The sequence below is a fragment of the Baekduia soli genome, assembly GCF_007970665.1.
Taxonomy (GTDB): Bacteria; Actinomycetota; Thermoleophilia; order Solirubrobacterales; family Solirubrobacteraceae; genus Baekduia; species Baekduia soli.
Window position 1 is genome coordinate 2,205,639 of the sequence record NZ_CP042430.1, and the last position, 26,164, is coordinate 2,231,802.

At 75.4% G+C, this 26,164-nt stretch carries 28 protein-coding genes and 1 pseudogene; 13 read left to right on the top strand and 16 right to left on the bottom strand.

All coding sequences use genetic code 11. The features are described 5' to 3' along the window. The first annotated feature begins 26 nt into the window (after window positions 1–26). From FSW04_RS10415 to FSW04_RS10435, 5 genes are all read left to right on the top strand, one after another. Complete coding sequence (locus tag FSW04_RS10415) at window positions 27–851, top strand: SDR family oxidoreductase (RefSeq protein WP_146918964.1); 825 nt, start codon at window positions 27–29, stop codon at window positions 849–851. Then, window positions 848–2,116, top strand: a complete 1,269-nt coding sequence (locus FSW04_RS10420; protein WP_146918966.1) for a cytochrome P450 — start codon at window positions 848–850, stop codon at window positions 2,114–2,116. The genes FSW04_RS10415 and FSW04_RS10420 overlap by 4 nt, the downstream gene beginning before the upstream one ends. A gap of 60 nt (window positions 2,117–2,176) precedes the next feature. Then, window positions 2,177–2,719: a hypothetical protein gene (locus FSW04_RS10425; RefSeq protein WP_146918968.1), complete on the top strand. Its 543-nt coding sequence runs from the start codon at window positions 2,177–2,179 to the stop codon at window positions 2,717–2,719. 78 nt (window positions 2,720–2,797) lie between these two features. Then, window positions 2,798–3,850, top strand: coding sequence for an NAD(P)-dependent alcohol dehydrogenase (locus FSW04_RS10430; protein WP_146918970.1), 1,053 nt, complete (start codon window positions 2,798–2,800; stop codon window positions 3,848–3,850). Window positions 3,851–3,999: 149 nt separating this feature from the next. Then, window positions 4,000–5,454: a LamG domain-containing protein gene (locus FSW04_RS10435; protein ID WP_146918972.1), complete on the top strand. Its 1,455-nt coding sequence runs from the start codon at window positions 4,000–4,002 to the stop codon at window positions 5,452–5,454. Between the two features lie 12 nt (window positions 5,455–5,466). On the opposite strand, the gene FSW04_RS10440 is transcribed toward FSW04_RS10435, so the two are convergent. Next, window positions 5,467–6,261, bottom strand: a complete 795-nt coding sequence (locus tag FSW04_RS10440; RefSeq protein WP_146918974.1) for an SDR family NAD(P)-dependent oxidoreductase — start codon at window positions 6,259–6,261, stop codon at window positions 5,467–5,469. Between the two features lie 155 nt (window positions 6,262–6,416). On the opposite strand from FSW04_RS10440, the gene FSW04_RS10445 reads away from it, so the two are divergent. Beyond that, entirely contained in the window at window positions 6,417–6,953 is a 537-nt protein-coding gene (locus FSW04_RS10445) for an RNA polymerase sigma factor (RefSeq protein WP_187369396.1), read from the top strand. Between the two features lie 166 nt (window positions 6,954–7,119). On the opposite strand, the gene FSW04_RS28140 is transcribed toward FSW04_RS10445, so the two are convergent. From FSW04_RS28140 to FSW04_RS10475, 7 genes and pseudogenes are all read right to left on the bottom strand, one after another. Then, window positions 7,120–7,272, bottom strand: coding sequence for a response regulator transcription factor (locus FSW04_RS28140; protein WP_321167692.1), 153 nt, complete (start codon window positions 7,270–7,272; stop codon window positions 7,120–7,122). Between the two features lie 200 nt (window positions 7,273–7,472). Beyond that, window positions 7,473–7,775: pseudogene (locus tag FSW04_RS28145) on the bottom strand (response regulator); the annotation flags it as partial. Further along, window positions 7,772–9,412, bottom strand: a complete 1,641-nt coding sequence (locus tag FSW04_RS10455; RefSeq protein ID WP_146918978.1) for a GAF domain-containing sensor histidine kinase — start codon at window positions 9,410–9,412, stop codon at window positions 7,772–7,774. The pseudogene FSW04_RS28145 and the gene FSW04_RS10455, both read right to left, overlap by 4 nt. Before the next feature lie 158 nt (window positions 9,413–9,570). After that, window positions 9,571–9,828 (bottom strand): hypothetical protein, encoded by a 258-nt coding sequence (locus tag FSW04_RS10460; RefSeq protein ID WP_146918980.1) that lies wholly within the window; start codon window positions 9,826–9,828, stop codon window positions 9,571–9,573. Window positions 9,829–9,965: 137 nt separating this feature from the next. Continuing rightward, on the bottom strand, window positions 9,966–10,625 hold the full coding sequence (locus tag FSW04_RS10465; RefSeq protein ID WP_146918982.1) for a peroxiredoxin: 660 nt from the start codon (window positions 10,623–10,625) through the stop codon (window positions 9,966–9,968). 424 nt (window positions 10,626–11,049) lie between these two features. Then, complete coding sequence (locus tag FSW04_RS10470) at window positions 11,050–11,934, bottom strand: sulfurtransferase (RefSeq protein WP_146918985.1); 885 nt, start codon at window positions 11,932–11,934, stop codon at window positions 11,050–11,052. Window positions 11,935–11,964: 30 nt separating this feature from the next. Next, a complete protein-coding gene (locus FSW04_RS10475; protein WP_146918987.1) occupies window positions 11,965–12,207 on the bottom strand; it encodes a hypothetical protein in 243 nt (80 codons plus the stop codon). 153 nt (window positions 12,208–12,360) lie between these two features. On the opposite strand from FSW04_RS10475, the gene FSW04_RS10480 reads away from it, so the two are divergent. Then, a complete protein-coding gene (locus FSW04_RS10480) occupies window positions 12,361–14,019 on the top strand; it encodes an alkaline phosphatase D family protein (protein WP_146918990.1) in 1,659 nt (552 codons plus the stop codon). A gap of 282 nt (window positions 14,020–14,301) precedes the next feature. Beyond that, window positions 14,302–15,366, top strand: coding sequence for an AI-2E family transporter (locus FSW04_RS10485; RefSeq protein ID WP_187369397.1), 1,065 nt, complete (start codon window positions 14,302–14,304; stop codon window positions 15,364–15,366). A 3-nt stretch (window positions 15,367–15,369) separates the two neighbouring features. On the opposite strand, the gene FSW04_RS10490 is transcribed toward FSW04_RS10485, so the two are convergent. The 7 genes from FSW04_RS10490 to FSW04_RS10525 all read right to left on the bottom strand — a co-directional run bounded on the left by FSW04_RS10490 (window position 15,370) and on the right by FSW04_RS10525 (window position 21,105). Continuing rightward, entirely contained in the window at window positions 15,370–16,263 is an 894-nt protein-coding gene (locus tag FSW04_RS10490) for a mechanosensitive ion channel domain-containing protein (RefSeq protein ID WP_187369398.1), read from the bottom strand. Window positions 16,264–16,384: 121 nt separating this feature from the next. After that, window positions 16,385–16,774: a DUF2294 domain-containing protein gene (locus tag FSW04_RS10495; protein WP_146918996.1), complete on the bottom strand. Its 390-nt coding sequence runs from the start codon at window positions 16,772–16,774 to the stop codon at window positions 16,385–16,387. A gap of 429 nt (window positions 16,775–17,203) precedes the next feature. Next, entirely contained in the window at window positions 17,204–17,527 is a 324-nt protein-coding gene (locus tag FSW04_RS10500; protein ID WP_146918998.1) for a hypothetical protein, read from the bottom strand. A 339-nt stretch (window positions 17,528–17,866) separates the two neighbouring features. Next, window positions 17,867–18,151: an HU family DNA-binding protein gene (locus FSW04_RS10505; RefSeq protein WP_146919000.1), complete on the bottom strand. Its 285-nt coding sequence runs from the start codon at window positions 18,149–18,151 to the stop codon at window positions 17,867–17,869. Window positions 18,152–18,200: 49 nt separating this feature from the next. Beyond that, on the bottom strand, window positions 18,201–19,484 hold the full coding sequence (dinB, locus tag FSW04_RS10510) for a DNA polymerase IV (protein ID WP_146919002.1): 1,284 nt from the start codon (window positions 19,482–19,484) through the stop codon (window positions 18,201–18,203). Between the two features lie 39 nt (window positions 19,485–19,523). Continuing rightward, window positions 19,524–20,267: a VOC family protein gene (locus tag FSW04_RS27025; protein WP_228431123.1), complete on the bottom strand. Its 744-nt coding sequence runs from the start codon at window positions 20,265–20,267 to the stop codon at window positions 19,524–19,526. A gap of 1 nt (window position 20,268) precedes the next feature. After that, complete coding sequence (locus tag FSW04_RS10525; RefSeq protein WP_146919004.1) at window positions 20,269–21,105, bottom strand: hypothetical protein; 837 nt, start codon at window positions 21,103–21,105, stop codon at window positions 20,269–20,271. A gap of 84 nt (window positions 21,106–21,189) precedes the next feature. Here FSW04_RS10525 and FSW04_RS10530 point away from each other — a divergent pair, with 84 nt between their 5' ends. Together FSW04_RS10530 and FSW04_RS10535 are read left to right on the top strand one after the other, a co-directional pair. Beyond that, window positions 21,190–21,600 carry an SHOCT domain-containing protein gene (locus FSW04_RS10530; RefSeq protein ID WP_146919006.1) on the top strand — a complete coding sequence of 137 codons (411 nt, stop codon included), beginning with the start codon at window positions 21,190–21,192 and terminating at the stop codon, window positions 21,598–21,600. A 423-nt stretch (window positions 21,601–22,023) separates the two neighbouring features. Continuing rightward, the gene (locus FSW04_RS10535) at window positions 22,024–22,452 is read left to right on the top strand and encodes a hypothetical protein (protein WP_146919008.1); all 429 of its coding nucleotides are present in this window, start codon (window positions 22,024–22,026) and stop codon (window positions 22,450–22,452) included. A gap of 5 nt (window positions 22,453–22,457) precedes the next feature. Here FSW04_RS10535 and FSW04_RS10540 read toward each other — a convergent pair whose 3' ends face one another. Then, entirely contained in the window at window positions 22,458–23,948 is a 1,491-nt protein-coding gene (locus FSW04_RS10540; RefSeq protein WP_228431125.1) for an MFS transporter, read from the bottom strand. 486 nt (window positions 23,949–24,434) lie between these two features. On the opposite strand from FSW04_RS10540, the gene FSW04_RS25855 reads away from it, so the two are divergent. From FSW04_RS25855 to FSW04_RS10550, 3 genes are all read left to right on the top strand, one after another. Continuing rightward, window positions 24,435–24,578 (top strand): hypothetical protein, encoded by a 144-nt coding sequence (locus FSW04_RS25855; RefSeq protein ID WP_187369399.1) that lies wholly within the window; start codon window positions 24,435–24,437, stop codon window positions 24,576–24,578. A 38-nt stretch (window positions 24,579–24,616) separates the two neighbouring features. Then, the gene (locus tag FSW04_RS10545; protein ID WP_146919010.1) at window positions 24,617–25,594 is read left to right on the top strand and encodes an alkaline phosphatase family protein; all 978 of its coding nucleotides are present in this window, start codon (window positions 24,617–24,619) and stop codon (window positions 25,592–25,594) included. Window positions 25,595–25,763: 169 nt separating this feature from the next. Continuing rightward, window positions 25,764–26,096: a hypothetical protein gene (locus tag FSW04_RS10550; protein ID WP_146919012.1), complete on the top strand. Its 333-nt coding sequence runs from the start codon at window positions 25,764–25,766 to the stop codon at window positions 26,094–26,096. The last annotated feature ends 68 nt before the right edge of the window (window positions 26,097–26,164 follow it).

A 26,164-nucleotide genomic window follows, 5' to 3' on the forward strand; every position in this document is an offset into this window, starting at 1 on the left:
GCCCGCGTTGCGGATAGCGTCTCCCCATGCAGCCCGAACCGGTCCCCCAGCAGGTGCTCGCCGGGCGGCGCGCGCTCGTCACGGGCGGCGCGACGGGCATGGGCGCGGCCACGGCGCGCGCGCTGGCCGACGCGGGAGCCACGGTCGCCGCGTGGGACCTGGACCGGGCGTGGGACGACACGCCCGAGGAGCTCTCGGACCTGGCGTGCCTGCCGGCCGACGTCTCCTCCAGCGCCGACGTTGCCCGGGCCGTGCAGGACACGGTCGCCGCGCTCGGCGGGCTGGACATCGTCGTCAACAACGCCGCCGCCCACGACGTCGACGCGCGCCACCCGATCTGGGACGTCGACGAGGCGGTGTGGGACCGCGTCATCGGCGTCAACCTGACCGGCACGTTCCTCGTCAGCCGTGCCACCGCCCGCCTGGTCAAGGCCGCCGGCCCGCGCGGGCGCATCGTCAACATCAGCTCGGTGATGGGCCGGGCGGGCTCGCGCGAGCGCGCGGCCTACGCCGCGTCGAAGGCCGGCATCATCGCGCTGACGCAGACCACGGCCCAGGAGCTCGCACCCTACGGCGCGACCGTCAACGCGCTGTGCCCGGGCCTCATGCTCACCCGCCGCGGGGCGATCTTCGCCTCGGGCTCCGACGGGGGCCGGGACGGGATCGACGCGCTCAACGCGATGGCGCGCGAGCGGGTTCCGGCCCGGCGGCCCGGCCTGCCCGCCGAGCTGGCCGCGCTGGTCGTCTTCCTGGCCTCCGACGCCGCGGCCTACATCACCGGCGAGGCCATCGGCCTCGACGGCGGCATGAAGACCGTGTTCGTCAACCCGACCGACCCCGAGCTGCCATGACGACCCTGAGCCTGGACGACCACCTCGACGCGGTGCTGGCCTCCGACGCCGAGGCGATGAAGGACCCCTACCCGCTCTGGCGACGCCTGCGCGAGGAGGCGCCGATGCACTGGCACGGGCCGGTGCTGCTCGTCGCCCCGCACCGGACGGTCAAGGCGATCTTCCGCGACGACGAGAAGCGGGTCTTCTCCAACAACTACTCGGTCATCGGCAGCCGCCAGGAGGCGGTGGCCCGCACGCTTTCGGGCGAGCAGCTGGAGGCCTTCCACGCCGTCGGGGCGTTCGAGGCCGGGTTCATCAGCCACGCCGACGGCGACCAGCACGAGCGCCTGCGGCGCATCGCCCACCGCGCGTTCACGCCCCGGCGGATCGCCGAGCTGCGGGCCGCGATGGAGCGCTACGTCGACGCCATGCTCGGGACGATGGCGACCGACGAGGTCGTCGACCTCATGCCGTTCGCCTACCGGCTGCCGCTCATGGTCATCAGCGACCTCCTCGGCATCCCCGAGGCCGACCGCGAGCTCATCCGGGACTGGTCGGCCAAGATCGGGCGCAACCGCAACGGCACCCAGCCCGGGCCGCTCATGGAGGCCCACGCGGCGATCGGCGAGTTCAAGGACTACCTGGCCGGCGTCATCGCCCACCACCGCCGCCATCCCGACACCACCGACCTCGTCGCCGCGCTCGTGGATGCCAACCAGACCGAGCGCCTGAGCGACGACGAGATGACGTCGGTGTTCGTCAACCTCCTGTTCGCCGGCCACGAGACGACGACGAGCCTCATCGCCATCGGCCTGCACGAGCTGCTGGACCACCGCCCGCAGTGGGAGCGGCTGTGCGCCGACCCCGGGCTCGTGGGCGGCGCGGTCGAGGAGCTGCTGCGGTGGGTCTCGCCCGCGCAGTGGCAGAACCGGGTCGCCCTGGAGGACCGCGTCTACGACGGCTTCCGGATCCCCGCGGGGACCACGCTCATGCTCCTCAACAGCGCGGCCAACCGCGACCCGGAGGTCTTCGCCGAGCCCGAGACGCTCGACATCGCCCGCACCGACAGCCGGCAGCACCTCGCGCTGGGCTTCGGTCCGCACTTCTGCCTGGGCGCCGCGCTGACACGAATGGAGGGGGCGGTCGCGCTCGGCGAGCTCGCCCGCCGCTTCCCCGCCGTGCAGCAGGCCGGCGGCGAGCTGGCGTGGGCGGGCAACGCGATGTTCCGCCGCCCCGCGGCCCTGCCCGTCGTGCTCGGGCCGCCGGCGCCGCCGCGCGGCTGACGCCCGACTTCTCACGGGCTTCTCACAGTCCTCGGGCCCGCGGCGGCCGATACTCGGCGCATGCGATCCCTTCGCCCACTCCTGCTCGCCGGCCTCTGCGCCCTGCTTGCGTTGCCCGCCGCCGCCTCGGCCGCGCCGGCCGGCGCCCGCGGCATGGCCGCCACGTTCCCGCACGCCACCGCGCTGTGCGCCAAGGTCGCCGCCGGCCAGGCCCCCAAGCGCCTCGCGGGCTCCGCCGACAAGGTCACCGCAGCCTGCACGACGCTGGCCCGCGACTTCACCGCCACGCAGACCACGTTCCGCGCCGCACGCACGTCGCTGCGAACGCAGGCGCGCACCGCGATCGCCACCGCGCGGGCCACGTGCGCGCAGGCCCGGGCCGCCGGCGACCGCGCGGCCTGCCGCGCCGCCGTCCGCCAGGCCCGCGGCACGCTGCGCGGCCTGCGCACGCAGCTGCGGACCGCACGCACGGCCTACCACCAGGGCGTGCAGGCCGAGCGCAAGGCCTTCTGGACGACGATCCGGGCGCTGGCCGGCGGGAGCACCGTCGCGCCGGACCGCACCGTGGGACCCGATCCCGGCGCCGCGCTGCCGGCCGTCTAGCGTCCTGGGTGGCGCGCTAGGGTGGCGGGGCGCCGCGCGCGCTGTGCGGCGCCTGCTCCCCCGACGCAAGGACCGCCCATGCTCCCCGCTCGCGGCTACGCCGCCACGGCCCCCGACGCCCCGCTCGCACCCCATGCGTTCGAGCGCCGCGACCTCGGTCCGCGCGACGTGCAGATCGCGATCGCGTTCTGCGGCGTCTGCCACTCCGACCTGCACATGGCCCGCAGCGAGTGGGGCACGACGCCCTACCCGCTCGTGCCCGGCCACGAGATCGTGGGGCACGTCACCGCGGTCGGGGCCGAGGTGAGCGGCTTCGCGCCCGGCGACCCCGCCGGGGTCGGCTGCATGGTCGACTCGTGCCGGACGTGCGAGGAGTGCGGCGCCGGGTTGGAGCAGTTCTGCGAGCAGGGCAACATCCAGACCTACGGCAGTATCGAGCCGCAGACCGGCAAGACGACCGCGGGGGGCTACTCCAACACGATCGTCGTCGACGAGGCGTTCGTGCTGCGGATCGCGCCCGATGCGGACCTGGCCGCCACCGCGCCGCTGCTGTGCGCCGGCATCACGACCTACTCGCCGCTGCGCCACTGGGACGTCGGCCCGGGCTCCAAGGTCGGGATCGTCGGCCTCGGCGGCCTGGGTCACATGGGCGTCAAGCTGGCGGCCGCCATGGGCGCCGAGGTCGTGCTCTTCACGACCTCGGAGGACAAGATCGCCGACGGCAAGGCGCTCGGCGCGCACGAGGTCGTGGTCTCCAAGGACCGCGCCCAGATGAAGCCGCACACCGGCAGCCTGGACCTCATCATCAACACCGTCGCCGCCTCCCACGACCTCGACACCTACCTGCGGCTGCTGCGCCGCGATGGCTCGATGGTCCTCGTCGGGGTCCCGGAGCACCCCCACCCGTCGCCGTCGGTCTTCATGCTGCTCTCCCGCCGGCGCAAGCTGTCGGGCTCGCTGATCGGCGGCATCGCCGAGACCCAGGAGATGCTCGACTTCTGCGCCGAGCGGGGGATCACCTCCGACATCGAGATCATCCCGATCTCGGCGATCAACGACGCCTACGAGCGCATGCTGGCCGGCGACGTGCGCTTCCGCTTCGTGATCGACATGGCGACGCTCGAGGGCTGAGCACCGACGCACCGGCAACCGGTGCGGGCGGAGCCCTTCCGAAGGTCGGGGATCACCGCGACGGAGGTCCAGTTCCGCGCCGTGACGCTTGACCCATTCGGGGTGTCTTGGGACGGTGGCCGCTGCTCGCACGCGGTCAGGGGATCGAGATGGGAACGCCACGAACACGGAAGCCGCTCCGCCGTCGCGGGGCCGCGCTGATCGCCACGAGCGCCCTCACGGGCGCGGCGCTGCTGGCCGGCGCCGGGGTGGCCAGCGCCCGCACGGTCAGCCTCTGGCACATGGACGAGGGCCCGCTGGCGACCACGATGCACGACAGCGTGGGCGGCAACGACGGGACGCTGTCGGGCGTGCTCTCCGGCGTGCCCGGGTTCCTGGGCAACGGCTACGAGTTCGACGGCCCCACGTCGGTCGTCACCGACACCTCGGCGCCGAGCCTCAACGCCGGCAGCCAGCCGTTCTGGTTCGGCGCGCGCGTGAAGATGTCGCGGCCGCCCAACGCGAGCGAGATCGACTTCGACGTCATGCGCAAGGGCCTGTCGTCGGCCTCGGGCGGGTTCTGGAAGATCGAGATCTTCCAGTCCGGCCAGGTCCACTGCTCGATGAAGGGGTCGTTGACGTCCAGGTCGCTCGACGGCGAGACCGTCGTGACCGACGGGACGTGGCACTCCATCTACTGCTTCAAGGACGGCGACACGGAGCGCGTCATCGTCGACGGCAGGGTCGACGGCAACGACGGCGTCCACGGCTCCCAGGCCGTGACCCTCGGCGACTTCTCCAACTCCGCCGCCTTCGCCCTCGGCGCCAAGGAGGGCGGCGGCGACCAGTACGTCGGGCTCATGGACGAGGCCTCCTACGGCACCGGTGGGCCCGTCGTCAACTCGTCCGCCCCGGCCGTCGTCGGGCAGGCCTCGACGACCGGCTCGGGCCTGACGGCGAGCACCGGCACGTGGGACGGCCTGCCTGACATCACCTACGCCTACCGGTGGCAGCGCTGTGACGCGACCGGCGCGTCCTGCGTGCCGATCGGCGGCGCGACCGCCAGGACCTACGCGCCCGTGGCCGCCGACGTGGGAGGCCGCCTGCGGGTCGCCGTCACGGCGAGCAACCCCCTCGGCGACCTCACCGTCGACTCCGCCGCGACGGCGGTCGTGACCGGCACCCCGCCGCCCCCGCCGCCGCCCCCGCCGCTCCCGCCGCCGCCCCCGCCGGTCATCCCGCCCGTGGCGGCCCCGCCGGCCGCCGAGACCCCGGTGCAGGCCACCGGCGAGCCCACGCCGCCCTCCACGACGTCCGCGGTCTGCCTGCGCCTGCGTGTCGCGACGGCGAGGCGCACGGCCACGCTCTTCGGCCACCGCCGGGCGACGCTGCGGATCTCGGCCGCGACGGGGCGGATCGCCTTCAGCGCTCCGACTCACACGATCCGCATGGTCACGCTGACGCTGGACGGCCGGCGCCTGGGCACGGCCCACGGCGGGAGCCTGACCGCCCGCCTGGTCACGGCGGGCCTGGGCACGGGCGACCACGTCCTCAAGGCGAGGCTGCACCCCAGGCACGGTCCGGCGCGCACCCTGACGCTGCACGTGATCGTCGCGCCCTGCTGAGGCGAGGCCGGCTCAGGTCAGCAGCTTGCCGCCGTCGACCACGACCTGCGAGCCCGTCATGTAGCTCGACAGGTCCGAGGCCAGGAACAGGACCGCGCGCGCGATGTCGTCGATGTCGCCCATGCGGTGCATGGGGATCGTGGCCGCGAACGCGGACAGCAGCTCCTCGTCCACGCCGCCGGTCCCCGGCGTCGCGATGCCGCCGGGGGCGATCGCGTTGACCGTGATCCCATGGGCGGCGAGCTCGAGGGCGATGTTCTTCGTGAAGCCCCAGGCGCCGTGCTTGGACGCATCGTAGTGCGCGAGGCCGACCATCGACGGGTGCAGCGCGTCGATCGACGTGATGTTGATGATCCGGCCGCCCTCGCCGCGGGCCACCATGTGCCGCGCGGCGGCCTGCGTGCACAGGAACAGGCCGACGAGGTTGACGTCCAGGACGCGGCGGAACAGCGCCGGGTCCATCTCCAGGAACGGCATGTTGGGGTAGATGCCGGCGTTGTTGACGAGGATGTCGATCGCGCCGAAGCGCTCCACGGCCTCCTCGACGAGGTGGTCGGCGCCGGCCTGTTCGCTGACGTCGGCGAGCACGGCGACGGCGCTGCCGGGCCGGTGCGCCTCGAGCTCGGCTGCGACGGCGCCCGCCGCGTCGTCGAGGTCGGCGACGACCACGTCGGCGCCCGCCTCGTGCAGGCGGCGGGCGATGCCGAGGCCGATGCCCTTGGCTGCGCCGGTGACGACGGCGGTCCGGCCCGTCAGGTCGACGAGCTGCTGCAGCGGGGTCTGGGCCGGGTCGGTGATCGCGCTCATGCGGCGAAGGTGCCATCGCGCCGGCGTCCGCGCGACCGCACCTCCTACGTCCCGGCATCCGTAGTTCCACGAGGAGCGCGCGCGCGGAGCCTGGACCAGGATGCGGGCGCGCGCGGATGGCGCGCCGCCGAGCGCCGGTCAGGATCGCTGACCTGATGCCCGGCCCCCGCGACCCCGACGACCGGCTCGTCCGCCGCGTGCGCGACGGCGACCCCGCCGCGTTCGGCGACGTGCACCGCCGCTACGCCGCGCCGCTGGAGGCCTACGCCCGGCGCATCCTCGGCGAGCACCGCGCCGCCGCCGAGGACGTCGTGCAGGAGGCGTTCCTGCGCACGCACCGGATCCTCGTCCGCCAGCCCGGCCGCCCCATCGCGCTGCGGCCGTGGCTGTATGCCGTGGTGCGCAACGCGGCGCTCGACGAGCTGCGCGGCGACCACCGCGGCCGCGTCGACCTGGCCGACGCGGCCGGCGGCGCCGACCCCGCCGCCGTCGCGACGTCGCGCGCGGCGCTGCGCGACCTGCTCGGCCGGATCGCGGGCCTGCCCGACCGCCAGCGCTCGGCGCTGCTGCAGCACGCCGTGGGCGGCCTCGCGCATGAGGACGTCGCGCGCAACCTCGGCACGAGCACGGGGGCCAGCCGCCTGCTCGTGCACCGCGCGCGGGCGGCGCTGACCGCCGCCGGGCCGCGCTGACGGTCCTCGGCAGCGGCCGCCACCGGCTTCGAGCGCGGTCGTGCAGGGCCGTGGTGCGTGCGCCCGCCGTGGGACGGGGACGCCGCGGCCACGCGGCGGCGGGCTGACGCTCGCGGTCGGGCCCGCCTCGGCGGCGTGGATCGTGGCGCGCCGAGCGCGGCGCGGGCTACTGGCCACCGGGCTCGAGCTGCAGCAGGCCGTGGTCGACGGCGTAGCGGAACAGGTCGGCGCGGCTGGACGTGCCGGTCTTGGTCTGCAGGGCCGACCGGTGGGTCTCGACGGTCCGCCGGCTGAGGTGCAGCATCTCGGCGATCTCCACGTTCGTGTGCCCGACGGCGAGCAGGCGCAGGACCTCGGCCTCGCGCGGCGTGATCGCGTCGGGCAGGCCCTGGATCTCGGGGGAGGCGGCCAGCTGGGCGCCCAGCCGCGGGCTGAGGTAGGTCCCCCGCGCAGGGCGGTCTCGATCGCCTCCAGCAGCTCGGTGCCCGCCGCCTCCTTGAGCACGTAGCCGCGGGCCCCGCCGCGCATCGCGACGCGCGCGTAGCGCGGCTCGGCCTGCATGGTGAGCATGACGATGGCGGTGTCGGGCGAGGCCTCGCGGATGTCGTCCAGGGCGTCGAGGCTCGAGCGCCCCGGCATGCTCACGTCGAGCACGAGGACGTCGGGCTTGTGGCCGCGGACCCGGCGCACGGCCTCGTCGGTGGTGCACGCCTCGGCGACGACCTCCAGCGAGGCCTCGCTCTGCAGCAGCAGGCGCAGCCCCTCGCGGAAGACCGCGTGGTCGTCGGCGATGACGATCGTGCGGGCGGCGGTGGCGGTCATACGGACTCCTGGTCCTCGGTCGTGGGGTCGGGGGCGGCCAGCAGCGCCGGCAGCCGGGCGTGGATGGTCGTCCCGCCGGCGCCGGGCAGCACCTCGAGGCTGCCGCCCACGAGGCCCGCGCGCTCGCGCATGCCCTCCAGGCCGAAGCCCGCGGCGGGGGAGCCGAGGCTGAACCCGCGGCCGTCGTCGGTGACGCGCAGGTCGATCCAGCCGTCCTGGCGCACGACGATGTCGGCATGGGTCGCGCCCGAGTGGCGTCCGACGTTCGTCAGGGCCTCCTGGGTGATGCGGTAGGCGGCGGTCTCGACGTCGGGGTCCAGGCGCGGGGCTTGCTGGACGTCGTCGAGGTCCAGGCTCGTCGCGATGCCCGTCGCGCCCGTGAACCGGGCGGCGAGCTCCTCGATGCCCGCCGCGAGTCCGAGGTCGTCGAGGCCCAGCGGGCGCAGCTCGGTGATGAGCGCGCGCAGGCCCTCGACCTGGCGCGTGGCGCGCTGCATGGCGTGCTCCAGACGGGCGCGGGCCTCGGGGTGGTCGATGGCCCTCCGGGCGGTCGCGAGCTCCATCGTGAGGGCGGCGAGCTCCTGCAGCGTGTCGTCATGCAGCTCTCGGGCCCAGCGCATGCGCTCGTGCTCCTGGGCGCGCAGCGCCGTGCGCATGCGCTCGTCGGACGCGCGGCGCGCGGCGGCGATGGCCACCGACGCGCTCGCCGCGAAGCTCTCGATCAGGCGGCGGCGCTGGGCGTCGAGCTCGGGCGGCGGGTCGCCGTCGTCGACGACCTCGAGGATGCCGAGCACCTCGTCGCGATGGACGAGCGGCACCGCGGTCACCGCGGTGAGGACGCCGCGGCCGACGACCATCTCGAACCGCTCGAGCACCGGGTCGCCGCTGACGGCCCGGACGGCGCCACGCCGCGCCAGCGCCTTCGCGGCCAGGGAGTCGCGCAGGCTGAACCGCTGGCCGACCGCCAGCGTCCCGACCTCGCCGTCGAGCGCCCCGACCACGATCTCGTCGCCCTCGCGCAGGCCGATGACCACCGCCCGCGCCACGGCCAGGGACCGGCCCCTTCGGGCGATGACGGCCAGGACCTCCGCGAGATCGGGCTCGGTCCCGACGGCCAGCATGATGTCGACCATCGCCTCCAGGCCCTGGACCGCGGCCTCGAGCGCGAGGCGGTCGCGCTCGCTGCGGGCGTACGCCTCCGCGTTGCCGGCCGCGATCCCCGCCCAGGCGGCCAGTCGCTGGGCCGTCTCGAGCTCGCGCGGCCCGAAATCGCCCTCGGCCCTGTCGGCGAGGTAGAGCATGCCCCAGGCCTCGCCGTCCACGAGGACGGGCGCGGTGAGGAACGACGTCAGCGCCGGATGCCCGGGCGGGAAGCCGTCGAAGGCGGGGTGCTCGCGCACGTCCTCGATGCGGACGAGCCGCGGCGCGTCGTGGGCCACGCCGAGCAGGCCGCGTCCGCTGGGCAGCGGCTCGAGGCGGTCGTGGGTGACGTCGTCGGCGCCGACCTCGACGAAGCGGGCCAGCCGCGTCCGGTCGCCGGCCAGCACGCCGATGGCCGCGTACCCGGCGCCCGTGAGGCGCCCGGCCGCGTGGACGAGGGCTTCGAGAAGCGCATCGAGCTCGAGGTGCGACACCACGAGCCGCGCCTCCTCATCGAGCCGGGGACGGGCCTGGGGTGCGCCGGGGGCGGCCGCACCGCGCGGGGCCTGAGCGCGTCGTGACGTCTGGGCGGGGCGCCGGCGCACCGCACCAGTCTCCACGCGCTCCGGGGCGCCGCCGTCCGCCGTGGGCCACGTCAGCGCTGGGGCAAACTACGGAACCGGGCGCCGCACGAGCGATCGCGCAGCTGGCCGCGGACGGCGTCGAGCTCGAGGCCGAAGTCCCGGATCGCGGCGCGCAGCGGCGGCGGGACCGCACCCTCCTTGGCGTAGATGCTCTCGCGCCGGCGCAGGGCCGCCAGGACCTGCTCCATGCGCCCGGCACGCACCTCCAGGCGACGCCGCTCCAGCGCGCTTCCGAGGGTCATGCCGGCCGTGCTGTCCATCGTGCTCATGGGGCGCAGTCTGCGCCGACGGGCAGCCGTGTGCCCCAGCACAACTTCCCCGACCTGCGTGCGGGGAACTACCGATCGTGCTGCGTGCTCCGCGCGTCGGCGGCCGGTCCGTGGGGACCGGCCGCGCGTCGGCGGGCCTAGTTCGGCGACGGGACGATGCGCAGCCACGGCCGGGGGGCGTCCCAGCCGTCGGGGTACTTCTCCTTGGCCGCGTCGTCGCTGACCGAGCCGGCGATGATCACGTCGTCGCCGGGCTGCCACTGGGCGGGGGTGGCCACGGCGTGCTTGGCGGTGAGCTGAAGCGAGTCCAGGACGCGCAGCACCTCGTCGAAGTTGCGCCCGGTCGTCATCGGGTAGATGAGCACGAGCTTGACCTTCTTGTCGGGTCCGATCACGAAGACGTTGCGCAGCGTCTGGTTCTGGGCCGGCGTGCGCGCCGTCGGGTCGCCCTCGACGTCGGCCGGCAGCATGCCGTACAGCTTGGCGACGTTGTGGTCGGTGTCGGAGATGAGCGGGTAGTTCGGCGCCGTGCCCTGGGTCTCGGCGATGTCCTGGGCCCACTTCTCGTGGTTGTCGAGCGGGTCGACCGACAGGCCGATGATCTTCGTCCCGCGCTTGTCGAACTCGGGCTTGATGCTGGCCATGTAGCCCAGCTCCGTCGTGCAGACCGGGGTGAAGTTGCGCGGGTGCGAGAACAGGACGGCCCAGCCGTCGCCGATCCAGTCGTGGAACGCGATGCGGCCCTCGGTGGTGTCGGCCTCGAAGTCCGGGGCGGTGTCGCCGATGGTGAGCGCCATGGTTGGTCTCCTTGGGAGCCGGTGGCCGGCGGGCGTCGCGGTCTGCCGGCCGGTGGATTCATATGATTCAGGATCAAGAATAGGGGGTCGCGCGTGCCGCAAGGCGGCTTGGCCCGTATGAGTTGGCCTCGGGCACCTCGCCGAGCCGCCCGGCGGCGACGTTGTGGATGAGCCGTAGACCGCGATCGAGCACGGTGCGAGGGGGTGGTCGCGGATGCGTGTCAGGTCGTCGACGACGCTGCGCTCCCGGTCGGCGATCGTCGGCCAGTCGATGGAGCGCGCCTCGCGGGAGCCCCGGCCGGTGCCGACGCCGGAGAAGCCGGGCGAGGATCGCGAAGCGACGGGCCGGCGGAAGCACGGGCGGCGCCTCGTCGCCGACCCGGTATTATCCATCGCAATTATAGGGAATGCATGCGGCGCGCCCTCAGCCCGTCTCGACGGGCAGCGCCGGGTCGGCCGTCCACTCTGTCAGCGAGCCGTCGTAGAGCCGCACGTCGTCGCGGCCGGTCAGGGCCAGCGCGAAGATGTCGATCGTCGCGGAGATGCCGCCACCGCAGTAGGCGACCACCGGGGTGCCGGGCGCCGCGCCCGCGGCGTCCAGCGCCTGCGCCAGCTCGCCGGGCGGCCGGAACCGGTTCGTCTCGCGGTCCACGAGCGCCATCCACGGCAGGTTGACGCTGCCGGGGATGCGGCCGGCCCGGCTGTAGGACGTCGGGCCCTCGCCGCGGAACACCGAGGGCGAGAGCGCGTTGAGCAGGCAGGCGGGCCGGTCGCCGCCGGCGACGATCGCCTCGACGTCGGCGCGCCGGGCCAGCAGCTCCGGGCGCGGCCGGACCGCCGCCGGCGTCGGGGCGGGCCGCGGGGGCGTCGGCTCGGCGGTCAGCGGCAGGCCCGCGGCGCGCCAGGCGGGCAGGCCGCCGTCGAGCACGCTGACGGCGTCGATGCCGAAGTAGCGCAGCAGCCACCACAGGCGCGTGGCCCACATCGGGCTGTCCTGCGCGTAGGCCACGACGTGCACCTCCGGGCCGATGCCGAGCGCCGCGGCCTGCTCGGCGAAGCGCTCGGGTGAGGGCAGCGCGAACGGGAACGGGGCGTCGGGGTCGGCGAGCGCCCCGATGAGATCGGCGAAGCCGGCACCCGGCAGGTGCTCGCGGTCGTAGGCGGCACGGCCGCTCACCGGGGTGTACGGCCCGCCCTCGGGCGGGCGGTCCAGGACGACGGTGCCGTCCAGGATCAGGACCTGGGGGTCCCCGAGGTGCTCGGCGAGCACCTCGGGGGCGACGAGCGGGGCCGGGATCGCGGGGGTCATGGCCCGCGATCGTAGTCGCGCGCGCGACGGCTAGTACACGTCGCGCTCGCGGACGACGGGCTCGGCCACGACGGCGCGGTCGCGCACGACGGTGCCGCGGCGGCGGTCGGCCCAGACGCTCATCCACAGGACGCTGACGAGGAGGCCGAGAATGCCGGCGATCATGAGGATCACCCCGGCGGTGTGGATGCTGAAGCCGGACGAGTGGACGCTGACGGCGAAGCGCATGATCGCGCCTACGGCGATGAGCAGGATGGACGTTCCGATGCCCATGCGGGGCCTCCTGGGTCGACGGGGAGTGGCGCAGCGGCGCTGCGCCTCGCACGGGGGCGTACCCGGTGCGACGGGCGCCATCCGCGACCCGGCGAGTCTGGACGGATGGCCAGGGGTCGGGCGGTGGCGGTCCCGGGCGGCTAGGGTGCGCGCGTGCCGAGGCTCGTGTTGGGACCGATGCTGCGCTTCGTCGACGCCGCCAGCGCGACGATCTGGGTGCAGACCGACGTGGCCTGCGAGGTCGAGGTCCTCGGCGCGCGCGCGCCGACCTGGTGCGTCGACGGCCTGCACTTCGCGCTGGTCTGCCCGACGGGGCTGGAGCCGGGGGGCGAGCACCCCTACGAGGTCCGCCTCGACGGTGTCGTCGCCTGGCCGGCGCCGGACTCGCCGTGGCCGCCGAGCGTGATCCGCCCGCCGGCGCCCGGCGCGCCGACGCGGATCGCCTTCGGCTCCTGCCGCATCACACGGCCCCACGAGCCGCCCCACGTGCTGCGCTCGCGCGAGCACCCCGACGGCCACGGCGTCGACGCGCTGCGGGCCTTCGCGCTGCGCGCCGCGCGCGAGGGCGGGGCGCGCCTGCCCGACATGGTGCTCATGCTCGGCGACCAGATCTATGCCGACGAGCCGTCGCCGGCCCTGCGCGAGACGCTCGCGCGGCGCCCGCGCACCGCCGACGCGCCGGAGGGCGAGCTGGCCGACTTCTGCGAGTACGCGCTGGCCTACGCGGAGGCGTGGGACGAGGACGCGCTGCGCTGGCTCATGTCCACCGTGCCGTGTGCGATGGTCTTCGACGACCACGAGATCCACGCCGAGTGGCGGATCTCGGCCGGGTGGATGGCCGAGATGACCGCCAAGCCGTGGTTCGACCGCCACATCTGCGCCGGGCTGAAGGCCTACTGGGTCTTCCAGCACCTCGGCAACCTGTCGCCGGCCGAGCTCGACGCCTCCGAGCTGTACGCCCGGGTGCGCGAGGCCCCCGACGCCGGCGAGCTGCTCGGGGACGTGATGGACGACGCCGGGCGCCAGCACGGCCACAGCCGCTGGAGCTGGGCGCGCGACATCGGCGGCGCGCGGCTGGTCGTCATCGACTCGCGCGCCGGGCGCGACGTCACGCCGGGCGCCCGCGAGATGGTGCCCGACCGCGAGTGGGAGTGGATCCGCGACCAGGCGAGCGCCCCGGCGCGCCACCTGCTGCTGGCCAGCTCGGTCCCGTTCCTGCTCGCCCCGGGCCTGCACCACACGGAGGCCTGGGACGAGGCGCTGACCGACGGCGCCTGGGGCCGGGCGATGGCCTGGGTGGGCGAGCGCCTGCGGCGGGTCGCCGTCATGGATCACTGGGCGTCGTTCGGGCGCTCGCACCGGCGGGTCGTGGGGCTGCTCGCCGACGCCGCCCACGGCCGCCTCGGGGAGGCCCCGTCCTCGGTCGTGATGCTCTCGGGCGACGTGCACCACTGCTACGTGGCCGAGGTCGGCTTCCCGGCGGGATCCGGCGCGACCGCGGCGGTCTGGCAGGTCGTGTGCTCGGCCTTCCGCAAGGAGCTCGCGCCGCACGAGCGCGTCGTCATCGGCTTCGGGCACTCGCGGCTCGCCGCCCGCCTGGCGCAGGCGCTGGCCCGGGCGGCCGGCGTCCCCGATCCGCGGATCGGCTGGCGGATCGTCGACCGCCCGGCCTACGCGAACCAGATCTCGACGCTCACCCTGGACGGCGAGCGGGCCGAGGTCGCCATCGAGGCCGTCGTCGACGGCAGCTGGCAGGACCCGCGCCTGGAGACCGTCATCGAGCGCCGGCTGGCGTCCGGCGGCGGACCGTGATCTTCGCGTCACGCCCGTGTCCTGGGAGCAGGGACCCCGAGGAGTAGAGCACGGGGCACGCACGGACGAGGTCGCAGGAGCGCGGGCGCAGGCGGCCGTGGCGGCCGTGACCGCGTTCGGGATCGTCGCCCGCTGACCATCCGCCGGGGCCGCCCGCCGGGCGCGGCGCATCTTCGAGGTCACGGGGCTGGACCGCCGGCTCGGCTTCGCCGACGCCGAGCGATGACCGCGCTCGGGGGCCCGCCGAGCACAGCGAACGGGCACGGGTATAGCGTCACCCCCATGGAGCTGCGCATCTCCAACCGCACGATCGTGCGCGTGCTGCTCATCACCGCGGCGGTGGGCGCCGCCCTCTACCTGCTGTGGCTCGTGCGCAGCACCATCATCCTGCTCTTCCTCGCCGTGTTCCTCGCCGTCGCGCTGGGGCCGGCGGTCGACTGGTTCGGGCGGCGGGGCATCCCGCGCGCGCTGTCGGTGCTGCTCGTGTACCTGTGCATCGCGGGGGCCATCTTCGGCGTCGGCCTGCTCATCGTCCCGCCCGTCGTCAACGGCGTCGACAAGCTCTCGAGCAACCTCCCGGGCTACGTCGACCACCTGCGGCGCTCCAAGACGTTCCGCAAGTTCGACGACAAGTACGACGTGACGGCCAAGCTCAACGACCAGGCGGCGAAGCTGCCCGCCAAGCTCGGCTCCGCGGTGGGGACGCTGCAGGCGGTGACCGTCGGCGTCTTCAGCACGCTCGTGCAGCTGCTCGCCGTGCTCACGATGACGTTCTTCATGCTGTTGGAGGGATCCAAGGTGGTGGACTTCGTCATCCGCGCGCGCGGGCCGACGACCAGCGACCGGCTCGAGCGCGTGCTCGTCCAGGTCTACCGGTCGACGGCCGGCTACGTCGCGGGCAACCTGGTCATCAGCCTCTGCGCGGGCACGGTGACGTGGATCACGCTGGCGGCGCTCGGCATCCCCTACGCCGCGCCGCTGGCCGTGCTCATGGGCTTCCTGGACCTCATCCCGCTCGTCGGCGCCACGGTGGGCGGCGTCGCGATCGGGCTCGTCACGCTGTTCCACGACTTCCCGACGTCCACGATCGTGTGGTTCGTCGTGCTCATCGTCTATCAGCAGGTCGAGAACTACATCCTGCAGCCGATGGTGTACCGCAAGACCACCGAGGTCCATCCGCTCATCGTCATCGCCTCGATCCTCGCCGGGTCGACGCTGCTCGGCGTGCTCGGCGCGCTGCTGGCGATACCGGTCGCGGCGGCGGTGCAGATCGTGGTCCGCGAGCTGTGGGCGCGGCGCGACGAGCACCGCGCCGACCAGATCGTGGAGGGCGTCGGGCTGCCCTGACGCTCAGCCCGGCGGCGGCCCGTCGCCGTCGCCGTCGCCCGGGCCGTCGGCGCCGGGCCGGCCGAGGCGGTCGGCCGGGGCGGTCCGCTCGCCGATGACGTGCTCGAGCGTGATGTCCTCGCCGACGACCCGGTCGATGGCCGCCAGGACCTGGTCGGCCAGCCGCCAGCCGTCGTCGGCATCGACGGGCGTGGCCTGGATGCGGACCACGACCTCCTCGTCGTCCACGCTCTCCAGCCGGATGACCGGCGCGTGGCGGGTGGGGACGTCGACGAGGAGCTCGAGCAGGCGCTGGACGTCGGCGGTGCGCACGCCGGGGCGCAGGCGGGCGGTGAAGTCCACGCCCGCGGGCTCGCGCAGCGGCTGCACCGCCGCCGAGAGCGCGGCGGAGTTGGGCAGGTAGACCACGTCGCCGCCCTGGCTCAGGGTGATGTACATCAACCCGAGCGACTCGACGATCCCCTCCGTGGTCCCCGCGAGGTTGCCCGCCTGGAAGCGGACGCGCTCGCCGACGCGGAACGGCCGCGCGCTGAGCAGGACCATCCCGGCGAACAGGTTGCCGAGGGTCTGCTGGGCGGCGAGGCCGACGACCACCGCGGTGAACACGCCGCCCACGGCCAGGTCGCTCTGGTGCACGCCCGCGATCCGCAGGGCGACGACGATCGCCACGAGCAGGGCGACCAGGCGGATGAGGAACCCGACCGAGCCGGCCGTCGACGGGTCCAGCCGGCGCAGCAGCTGCGGGCCGACGGCCCGCCCGAGGTCGCGGGCGAGGCCCCAGCCCAGCAGCAGCAGCGCGAGCACCGTCCCGTAGCGCACGTAGCGTTCGAAGCCGGGGGCGATCTGGTGGCGGCGCTCGTAGACGACGAGCACGGCGACCAGCAGCGGCCCCAGCACCAGGACCTCCCGGCGCGCGCGGCGTGCGGCGCGCCATGCGTCGGCCCGCGCCTTGGCCGCTCTCCCCGGGTACGACGACGGTCGCGGCATGGGCGGGTGGTGCCCAGCCGGCGCCCCTGCCTCACGGCTCGAGGTAGAAGACCTCGCACGAGACGTCCTCGGCGGTGTCGATGCCGCTGACGAACGCGCGGACCCGGCGGCCCGTGAGGCGCTCGATGACCTCGCAGAAGTCGGCCTTGCGCGCGTGCTGGAAGAGCAACCTCATGTCGCGCAGGCGCTGGTGCTCACCCATCTCGGCCAGCGTGCGCTCGGCCGGCGTCAGGGAGTCCTCCAGCGTGACGATGATGAGGTCGGGCCCGGCGAAGTTCGTGCGCGTCTGCGTCGGTCCGCGGCCGAAGAGGCTCTTGTACAGCCGGACCATCTCGTTGGAGATCTGGGCGGTCGCCGACTGCCCCCGCTCCGTCGCGTCGTCGGAGACGGGCGCCTCGTCGCCGTGGTCCGTCAACGCCATGCTCCCGGTGCCACGTGCCGCATGACGCGTCCCCTCTCAAAGTTCATCAGAGCTCTGAGGGGGTCGCCGATGCCGTTCCGGTGCACCTGGCGCATCCCGCAGCCGACGCCGAAGCCTGCGCGTCTCGCGCTCCGGCGACCCGCGACTGCTCCGCGGCGGAGGCTATCCCATGCCGCGGTCGGCCCGTGACCCGGCAAGGGGGATACGACGACCCCGGCGCCGCGATGGGCGCCGGGGGCCGCCGGGAGCGTTCGTGCCGTGGCGTTCGTGCCGGGGAGTGGGGGCGTCCGAGCCGGCCCGACATCCGTGCGAGGCGTCCGTACCCGTATCGGAGCGACACCGTGAAGGATGAACCCTCACGGTCCCTGTCCAGACATCCCCATCCGTGATGATGCCGCACGTTGCGGACGTCTGCCGTCCGCGGCCCGGTCAGACGGCGGGGCGCGGGCGCATCCACGGCCGCGGCGAGCGGCGGCGGCGCGCCCTGTGCGGCGCCCGCGCGACCGTGAGCGCATCGCGCTGCAGGCGCAGGAGGGCCACGGCCAGCCGGGTGTCGGCGAACGGGTCGGCGACGATGCGGTCGGCGGTCAGGGAGGCCGCCGCGACGGCACGTCCGTCGCTGAAGGCCAGCAGCGCCGGGCGGGTCAGCGGCGGGGCGGAGTCCAGCTGGGCCAGCGTGGCCAGCAGGGCGTCGTCGTCGGCCGTGGCGCGGGAGAGCACGATCGTCGGGGTGGGGGAGGAGGAGCGGGGCATGCGCCCATGGTGGCCCTGAGGGGTGGACGCGCACATCGGGCACACGGAGCGTCCCGCGGCCGGCCATGCCCTACGCCGCGGCGCCGGCCCCTTACCTCCGCCGGAGGGGTGGGCCGTCCGGCGTCCTCCCCGGGGGCTGCCCACCGCCAGGCCGTCCGCGGGACGGCGACCGTGACCGTGGGCCCGCGGTCACATCACAGCGGTCACCCTGAGGTCGGTGAAGGCGCCCTGACGGGGCCCGTCAAGGCGCTGACGGCCTTCGGCGCGACGGCGCGCTGAGGCGCCCGCCTCCCCGGCGGGCCGTGGGATCCCGGCCCGCCGGGGAGGCGACGGGCGGGTCTAGCCCTTGACGGCGCCCTTGAATGCCGAGGCCGCGCTGAAGCGCGGGGCCTTGGAGGCGGCGATCTCGATCGTCTCGCCGGTCTGGGGATTGCGGCCCTGCCGCGCGGAGCGCTCGGTGACCGAGAACTTGCCGAAGCCCCCGATCGCGACCTCGTCGCCGGCCGCGACGCGGGTCGCGATGACGTCGAAGGTGGCGTCGAGGATCCGCTTGGCCTCGGCCGTGCTCAGATCGCTGCGCTCGGCGACCAGGCCGGCGAGGTCGGACTTGCTGACGTTGGGCATGTGATTCCTCCTGGACTCGCTCGCGCCGGAATGACGCGCCGCACATGGTTCACGACGCATCGGTCGTATTCGCGGGCAGGGACCGGTCGGGCCCGAACGGTCGCCACGGGGCAGCGGCGCGGTCGCCGGCGGGGTCGTCGGGCTCCCCGGGGAAGAGCCACGGCGCCGAGCGCTCGCCCGCGGGCAGGAGGGCGGCCCGTTGCAGCGCAGCGGTGCCGAAGCGGTCGCGGACGGCGTCGAGCGCGGCGTCCAGCAGCGCCGGCGGCCGCCCGTCGAGCGGCAGCTCGAGCTGGCGCGACGCCGTGTCGGGCTCCAGGTTGGCGACCGTGACGCCGACCAGCGTGATGCCCCGGCGGGCGATCATGTCGCGTTCGGCGGCCAGCAGCGCGCGCAGCGTCAGGAGGATCGGACGCGTCGCTGCCGTCGGGTGCGGCAGGGTCCGAGACCGCGTCGCGCGGGTGAAGTCGCCGAAGCGCAGCCGCAGCACCACGGTGCGGCCCGTCCGCCCGGCGGCGCGCATCCGCCGGGTCGCGCGGTCCACGAGCGCGGCGGCCACCGCGTCGAGCGCCGCGGGATCGTCGCGGCGGGAGCGCATCGCGCTCTGGGCGCCGAACGAGCGCCGCCGGCGCTCGGCGCGCACCCGCCGCGGATCGCGGTTGTGGGCGATGGCGTGCAGCCGCGATCCCGCCGCGCGCCCGAGGATCGCCATCACGGTCGTCTCGGGCAGCCCGGCGAGCTGGCCGACCGTCGCGATCCCGTGCTCGCGCAGCCGGCGCTCGGTGCTCGGGCCGACGCCCCACAGCCGGGCGACGGGCAGCGGGTGCAGGAACGCGAGCTCGCGCCCGGCCTCGATCACGAGCAGGCCGTCGGGCTTGGCGGCGCTGGAGGCGACCTTGGCGAGGTGCTTCGTGCTGGCCACGCCGACGCTGATCGGCAGGCCGACCTCCGAGCGCACCTCGGCGCGCAGGCGCCGGGCGATCTGCGGGGCGGTGCCGCCGATGTGCTCGAGGCCGCGGACGTCGAGGAACGCCTCGTCGATCGACAGGCGCTCGACGACGGGCGCCGTGCGGTCGAAGATCGCGAACACCGCGCGGCTGGCCTCGACGTAGGCCGCGAAGCGCGCGGGGACGACGACGGCATCCGGGCACAGGCGCCGGGCCCGCGCCGCGCCCATCGCCGAGCGCACCCCGAAGGCCCGGGCCTCGTAGCTGGCCGCGAGCACCACGCCCGGGCCGACGATGACCGGCCGCCCGCGCAGGCGCGCGTCGTCGCGCTGCTCGACCGACGCGAAGAAGGCGTCGAGGTCGGCATCCAGGATCGACACGGAGGACACGAACGCATGTTCGCATCCCGGGTGGCCGGCACAACCCGCTCAGGCCCGGTGGTGGTTGACCAGCTCGATGTTGTTGCCGTCGGGATCGAGCACGTAGGCCGCGTAGTAGCCGGGGTGGTACTGCGGGCGCTCGCCGGGCGCCCCGTGGCTGCGGTGGCCGTCGCGCACGGCCTGCTCGTGGAAGCGCCGGACCTGGTCGTCGTCGCCGGCGAAGGCCATGTGCACCTCGCGGCTGGCCGTGCCGGGCACGATCGACAACGACCCGCCGCCCTCCCCGGCGGCGGCGAACGTCGCGCGGTCGGCGCCCGCGTGGCGCACCACGTATCCCGTCTCGGGGGCCAGGGACCGGTAGAAGGCGGTCGAGGCCGCCAGGTCGGAGACCCGCAGCCACAGGTGGTCGACCACGCCGTCGCGGCGCAGCGCGCCGTGATGGACGGCCTCGACGCTGTTGCCGTCGGGGTCGCGCAGGAACGCGCCGTAGTAGTCATCGCGGTACTGCGGGCGCTCGCCCGGGCGCCCATCGTCGGCGTACCCGGCGGCGGTGCCCTCCGCCCAGAAGGCGTCGACCTGCTCGCGCGTGGGCGCGGCGAACGCGACGTGCAGCCTCTGGGTCGGCGGATGGGCCTCGTCGGCGCCGGCGATCGAGAAGTCGCGCCACTCGGCGAACTCGCGCAGGTCGTAGGTGATCTCGATGCCCAGCGGGATGAGGACCGTCTCGTAGAACCGGTGCGAGGCGGGGCGGTCGGCGACCCGGATGGTGACGTGGTCGAACACGTCGACCACGCTACGGGACCGTCCGGCGCCGCGGCCCGAGGGCGAGCCCGGCGACCGCGAGCGCCGCGGCGGCGCCCGCGCCCACGGCGATCCAGGGCCGCAGGGGGCGGCTCAGGACGTCGTAGACCGCGGCCGCCACGTCGCCGGAGCCGCCCTGGGCCAGCAGGGCCGAGCGGGTGCCGATCCAGGCCGCCGCCAGCAGGACGGCCGCGACGGCCAGGCAGCCGGCGGCGCGCAACAGGCCGCGGCGCAGGCCGCCCGCGGTGAGCACCACGCCGATGAGCGCGAGCACCGCGCCCGGGATCGAGACCGCCCGGACGAGGCGCACGATCTCCGCGGCGCGGTGGGCGCGGCGCACCTGCTCGCGGTCGGCGATGGTCACCGGTGCGGGATCGGGGATGGCGGCGGCGACCTGCGGCAGCCCGGCCGAGCCGACCTGGGCGCGCAGGACGGCGGCCACCGGACCCAGGTCGAGGACCAGCGGCGACCGGACGTCGCCGCTCAGCCGCGAGGCCAGGCGGGCGTGGGCGGTGCGCTGGATCGCCAGCCACGCCTCGCGGTAGGCCGGCGAGGCCACGAGGTGCGAGGCGATCGTGCGCAGCTGGGTGCGCACGGCCGCGGCGCCGCCGGGCACGGCGCCCGCGACGGCGTCCAGGCGCGGCTGGGCGGCGGCGACCAGCGCGGCGGCGACCTCGCGCTGGACCGTCGCGTCGGTGGCCAGCGGCCCGGCGGTCCGCATGAAGCGGGTCGTGTCGGTGGCCTCGCCGTAGGCCCACGACGACGCGACCGCCAGCGCCGGCAGGAGGCAGGCGAGCAGGATGAGCACGGAGGCGGCGACCCGGCGCACCGGGGCGAGTGTAGGAGGGGCGCGGGGCGCCGGGCGCCGGGTCGGGTAGCGTCCGGCGCCGCGCAGGTGCACCCTGGGGGATCGATGCCGGAGAAGCACGGCCTGGGCTTCGGCCACGGCCGCATCGTGGAATACGAGGACGGGACGGCGGCCTACCTGCCGACCGGCGCGTTCACGAAGGCCTTCCGGGTCAGGATCGCCGACGTCACCGGGTTCGCGGTCGCGCCGGGCAAGCGCACCTTCGAGCGCACGCTGACCCTGCTCGGGGCCGGCGGCGCGCTCGGCTCGGTCAAGGTCAACCAGGGCACGCCCGAGGTCGTCGAGACCTGGTTCCGCACCCATCCGGACTTCGGCGGCGCGGCGCGCGCGGCGCCCGGCGCCGATCTCCCGCCGCTCGTGGCCGACGAGCTGCGCAAGCTCGCCGCGCTGCGCTCGGAGGGCGTGCTCAGCGAGGACGAGTTCGCCGCGCTCAAGGCGCGGCTGCTCGGCGATTGACCGGCCGCCGGGCGTGCCGGCCCCGCGGGCGGACCCTGCCGTGGGGGCGGCGGGTGCGCCGACGATGATGGCCGCGTGCCGCGCCGGCCCGCGCCGCCGGCTGGGGGACGAGCGACCACCTGGTGGCCGGCCTCACCGCGCTGCTGTCGCGGCTCGGCACGCCGTCGCCGTCGGCCGCCTCCGGCGCCCAGGTCCACGCCGCCAGGCGCGAGCTCATCGTCTCGGCCTACAGCGACACGGTCGCCGGGCTGCCGGCGGCGTCGGTCCTCATCGATCTGGCCTCGTGCAGGCGGGCGACATCATCACGGTGGACAACTCGAGGACGCTACGGTGACAGCCGGGACGTCGGCGTCGTCTGGGCCGGCGACCCGCTACGAGGTGCTGCTGCAGGTGGCCCTGCAGCCCGACTGACCCGCCCGTCCCGTGTCCGCCCGCTCCGCCCACCGCCTCATCAGCGCCAGCGACCTCAAGCGCCAGCGCGGCTGGACCGAGACGCTGGTCGACGCCCTGCTCGGCGCTCCGGACGCCCTGTGCCCCAACCCGCACGGCTTCCGCTCGCCCATGCGCTGGTTCCGCGCCGACCGCGTGCTGGACGCCGAGGCCGGCGAGGCCTTCCGCCGCCGCCTGGACCGTCTCGGCCCCCACCACGCCTGGCGGCGCGGGCTGCCGACGCGCACGTGGTCCCCCGACGAGCTCGAGCACCTCGAGTGGCTCGAGGACCCGGCGCGCATCGCGCTGTTCCACGCGCCGCGCCGGCCGCGGATGCGCCGCCCGCGCCGCGCGGCCGCCGTCGCGCCCGTCGTCCCCACGGCGGGCGCCGTGCCGCGCTTCGAGGTCCTGCGCCTCTTCTGAGGCGCTCAGCGCGGCCGGTCGGACTCGGCGTCGGGCAGCCCGGCGCCTGCCAGCCGGGCGTCGTCGCGGTCGCGCTGCACGCGCTCGGCCGAGGGCGCGCCGACCATCGCCCCGGCCGACAGCACGCCCGAGGCCACGGCCGCCAGCGCGCAACCGCCCGCGCCGACCCACAGCGCCACGACGTAGCCCCGCTCGGACGGCAGCGCCGCGCCCACCGCGGTGTGGCCGGCCAGGATCGACGCCGACAGCGTGCTGCCGACGGAGAAGCCGATGGAGCGGACCACCTGGTAGAAGCCCATGGCGCTGCCGGTCTCCTCCTCGGGGACCGCCCGCGTGATGAGCCCGGGGATCGCCGCGAACGTGTAGCCGAAGCCGATCCCGACGACGCCCATCGTCACGAACGCCTCCCACAGCGCGCCGTGCACGAGCGCGAAGAACACGCCCGCCGCCGAGATGACCAGCGAGCCCCCGACGAGCACGGCGCGGGCGCCGAGGCGGCGCATGAGCGGCCCCATCGTCCGGCTGGCGGCCAGGCTGGCGATCGAGAACGGCACGAGGCACAGGCCGGCCACCAGCGTGGTGGCCCCGAAGCCGTAGCCCTCGGCCACCGGCGTCTGGACGAACTCGGTCACCAGCGTGAGGAACATGTAGAGCGCCAGGCCGAGCAGGACCGCCGCGAAGTCGGCGACCAGGACGGGCCGGTGGCGCAGCTGGCGCAGGTCGACCAGCGGCGCCGCGCACGCCAGCTGCATCCGCACCCACAGCGCGAACACCACGACCGAGAGCGCGAACAGCCCGACCACGACGGCCGACGACCAGCCCCAGGACTCGCCCTGCCCGATGGCCAGCAGCAGCGCGACGAGGCCGACGGCGACCACGACGGCGCCCCGGACGTCCAGCGGCACCCGGTTGGACTCGCGGCTGGACGGGATGACCGCGAGCGCGGCGCCGAGCGCCAGCGCGCTGATGACCGCGCCGAACAGGAACGCGGCGTGCACCCCCAGCCCCTGGGCGATCAGCCCGCTGAGCGGGTAGCCCGCGCCGATCCCCGCCGCTGCGCTCACCGACAGGATCCCGATGACCGCGGGCGCCCGGTGCGGCGGCAGGTGGTCGCGGGCGGCGGCCATCGTGATGGGCGCCAGGCCGAGGCCGACGCCCTGCATCGTGCGGCCCACGACGAGGACGGGCAGCGACTCCGCGACGCCGGCCACCAGGCTGCCGGCGAGCACGACGAGCAGGCTGCCGGCGATGGCCTCGCGGCGGTAGGGGCCGTCGCCCAGGCGGCCGAGGATCGGTGCGGACACCGCGCCGGCCAGCAGCGCCGCGGTCAGCGACCACTGCGCGCTGTCGAGCGTGATGTCCAGCGAGGTCGCGACGGACGGGATGAGCGGCGCGCCGAGGCTGCTGATGATCGCGACGACCAGCGTGATGCCCACCAGCACCGGCACGAGCGCGGCGGCGCGGCGTGCGGTCGGCGGGGCGGGGAGCGCGGGCACCCCGCCACACCCTATCCGCGAGGCCCGCACGGGCATCCCGACCGGTGGCGGACCGCGCCGTGGCGGCATCGGCCCCGGCCCGGGTATGCGCACGACGATCCCGGCCGCGGTGCCGGCCCTGGCGGCGCCCTCCTCCACGAGGCCGGCGGACCCGCGCCCGCAGATCACCGGCCCGATGCTCGTCCACGTCCAGCGCCTGGGCTGCCAGGGCGCCACGAGCGACACGGTGACCTACGGGGACCGACGGCTCGGCGGTGGTCCTGCAGTCCTACGGCGGCGGGGGCCTGCGCGCCCGCCGCTGCACGCTCGGGCGGCCGCTGCCGCACGACCTAGGCCCAGCAGCGCTCCTGACCGCGGAGGCGCGGCGGGTGCCATCGCGCGTCAGATCTGCCCATCCGTGCACGCCCGGGCGGGTCCGCTCAAGTTCGCTGCGCGCCGACCGAAGCACAGGGCATGGTGCTCCTCTCGCTGGGTATCGCATGGGCCGTGGCCATCTTCCTCGCCGTCAGCCTCGGCCGCGCCGCGGCCCGCGGTGACGCCGAGCTGGTCACCGCCCGGGTCATGAACGGGCCGCCGGCCACCGAGCCCGAGCTCGAGCCGGCCGCCGAGCGCCGCCTGCGCGCCGCCTAGCGGCCCTCGCGCCGGCGCCCGGTGCCACACTGGCGGGCATGGGCCTGCCGATCCGACGCCGCGCGCTCCTGGCGGCCGCCCTGGCGGCCGTGATCGCCGCCGCGGTCGCGCTCGCGACGGGCTGCGGCTCGGCGGGATCGGCCTCCGCGGGCCGGGGCGCGCCCCTGAAGGTCGCGCCGGGCGCCGTGCCGGCGTCGGCGACGTCGCACGTCGTCGTGATCGTCATGGAGAACAAGGAGGACAAGGACGTCCTCGGCACCGCGGACGCCCCGTACGTCACCGCCCTGGCGCGCCGCTACGCCGTCGCCACCCGGTCCTACGGCATCCGCCACCCCTCGCTGCCGAACTACCTGGCGCTGACGAGCGGCTCGACGCAGGGCATCACGTCGGACTGCACCGACTGCCGCGGCCTGCGCGGCCGCAACCTCGTCGACCAGCTCGAGGAGCACCACATCTCCTGGAAGGCGTACATGGAGGGCCTGCCGAGCCCGTGCTTCACCGGGGCCTCGGCCGGGGGCGGCAGCTACCGGATCAAGCACGACCCCTTCATGTACTACGCGAGCGTCGCGGGCTCGCCGGCGCGCTGCCGCAAGGTGGTGCCCTACGCCCAGCTCGGTCGCGACCTGCGCACGGGCCGGCTGCCCGCCTTCTCGTTCATCACCCCCAACATGTGCGACGACACGCACGACTGCGGCGTCGGCGTCGGCGACCGCTTCCTGGCCGGGCTCGTGCCCAGCGTGCTGCGCGCCCTCGGCCCGCACGGGTTCCTCGTGCTCACCTACGACGAGGGCGCCTCGGACGCGGGCTGCTGCGGCGCGGCGAAGGGCGGGCGCATCGCCACGGTGGTGGCCGGCCCCGACGTGCGCCGCGGCTTCCGCGACGCCACGCCGATCGACCACTACGGCGTGCTGGGCACGATCGAGCGGGCGCTGGGCCTGCCTGCGCTGGGCGGCGCCCGCGACGCGCGCAGCGGGCGGCTGACGCGCGTGTTCGTGCGCGCGCCGCACATCCCGTAGCGCTCCGGGCCGGCCGGCGCTCAGGCGGCCGCGGGCGCCGGCGCCGCCGCGCCCCGCCGGGGAGGGCGGAGCCACGGCGGGCCGGGAGCCCGGGCAGGCGACGGCGACGGGGCCCGTGCGCGGCCCGCGGGACGCCCAACGCCGCGACGACCGCGGCGTCCTCCAGGACGTGGCCCGCATCGGACACGGCCAGGCGCGGGTCCGCGTCGCCGATCTCCCCGGCGACGGCCCGCGCGACGGGCGCCAGCGCCGCGGTCCAGCTGTCCAGGACCGCCTGCGCCCGCGCCTCGCGGGCCGTCACGTCGATCACCCAGCGCTCGCCGCCCACCGGGCCGGCGGGCGCCACCACGAGCACGTCGGCCCCGGCGGCCGCCGACAGGACCCGGCGCGCATCGCCGGGGCCGGCGGCCGCGAACGGGAGGTCGACGACCACGATGAGGCGGGGGCGGGCGATCGGGGTGCTGCTGGGCCGCATGCGCTGCTCCTGACGTGGTGGGCCTGACGATCGCCAGCGTGCCGCGCGATCCGCAGGCCCGGGTGAGGGCGCGGTGAGAGGTCTCTCACGACTTG

Coding starts and splice junctions, on each gene's coding strand:
- FSW04_RS10440 (WP_146918974.1), bottom strand. CDS start 6,261: ATGAGCGCGATCACCGACCCGGCCCAGACCCCGCTGCAGCAGCTCGTC.
- FSW04_RS10495 (WP_146918996.1), bottom strand. CDS start 16,774: ATGGCGTTGACGGACCACGGCGACGAGGCGCCCGTCTCCGACGACGCG.
- FSW04_RS10425 (WP_146918968.1), top strand. CDS start 2,177: ATGCGATCCCTTCGCCCACTCCTGCTCGCCGGCCTCTGCGCCCTGCTT.
- FSW04_RS10435 (WP_146918972.1), top strand. CDS start 4,000: ATGGGAACGCCACGAACACGGAAGCCGCTCCGCCGTCGCGGGGCCGCG.
- FSW04_RS10430 (WP_146918970.1), top strand. CDS start 2,798: ATGCTCCCCGCTCGCGGCTACGCCGCCACGGCCCCCGACGCCCCGCTC.
- FSW04_RS10500 (WP_146918998.1), bottom strand. CDS start 17,527: ATGCCCCGCTCCTCCTCCCCCACCCCGACGATCGTGCTCTCCCGCGCC.
- FSW04_RS10475 (WP_146918987.1), bottom strand. CDS start 12,207: ATGGGCATCGGAACGTCCATCCTGCTCATCGCCGTAGGCGCGATCATG.
- FSW04_RS10420 (WP_146918966.1), top strand. CDS start 848: ATGACGACCCTGAGCCTGGACGACCACCTCGACGCGGTGCTGGCCTCC.
- FSW04_RS10485 (WP_187369397.1), top strand. CDS start 14,302: ATGGAGCTGCGCATCTCCAACCGCACGATCGTGCGCGTGCTGCTCATC.
- FSW04_RS10460 (WP_146918980.1), bottom strand. CDS start 9,828: ATGAGCACGATGGACAGCACGGCCGGCATGACCCTCGGAAGCGCGCTG.
- FSW04_RS10415 (WP_146918964.1), top strand. CDS start 27: ATGCAGCCCGAACCGGTCCCCCAGCAGGTGCTCGCCGGGCGGCGCGCG.
- FSW04_RS10530 (WP_146919006.1), top strand. CDS start 21,190: ATGCCGGAGAAGCACGGCCTGGGCTTCGGCCACGGCCGCATCGTGGAA.
- FSW04_RS10545 (WP_146919010.1), top strand. CDS start 24,617: ATGGGCCTGCCGATCCGACGCCGCGCGCTCCTGGCGGCCGCCCTGGCG.
- FSW04_RS10505 (WP_146919000.1), bottom strand. CDS start 18,151: ATGCCCAACGTCAGCAAGTCCGACCTCGCCGGCCTGGTCGCCGAGCGC.
- FSW04_RS10470 (WP_146918985.1), bottom strand. CDS start 11,934: ATGACCCCCGCGATCCCGGCCCCGCTCGTCGCCCCCGAGGTGCTCGCC.
- FSW04_RS10465 (WP_146918982.1), bottom strand. CDS start 10,625: ATGGCGCTCACCATCGGCGACACCGCCCCGGACTTCGAGGCCGACACC.
- FSW04_RS10445 (WP_187369396.1), top strand. CDS start 6,417: ATGCCCGGCCCCCGCGACCCCGACGACCGGCTCGTCCGCCGCGTGCGC.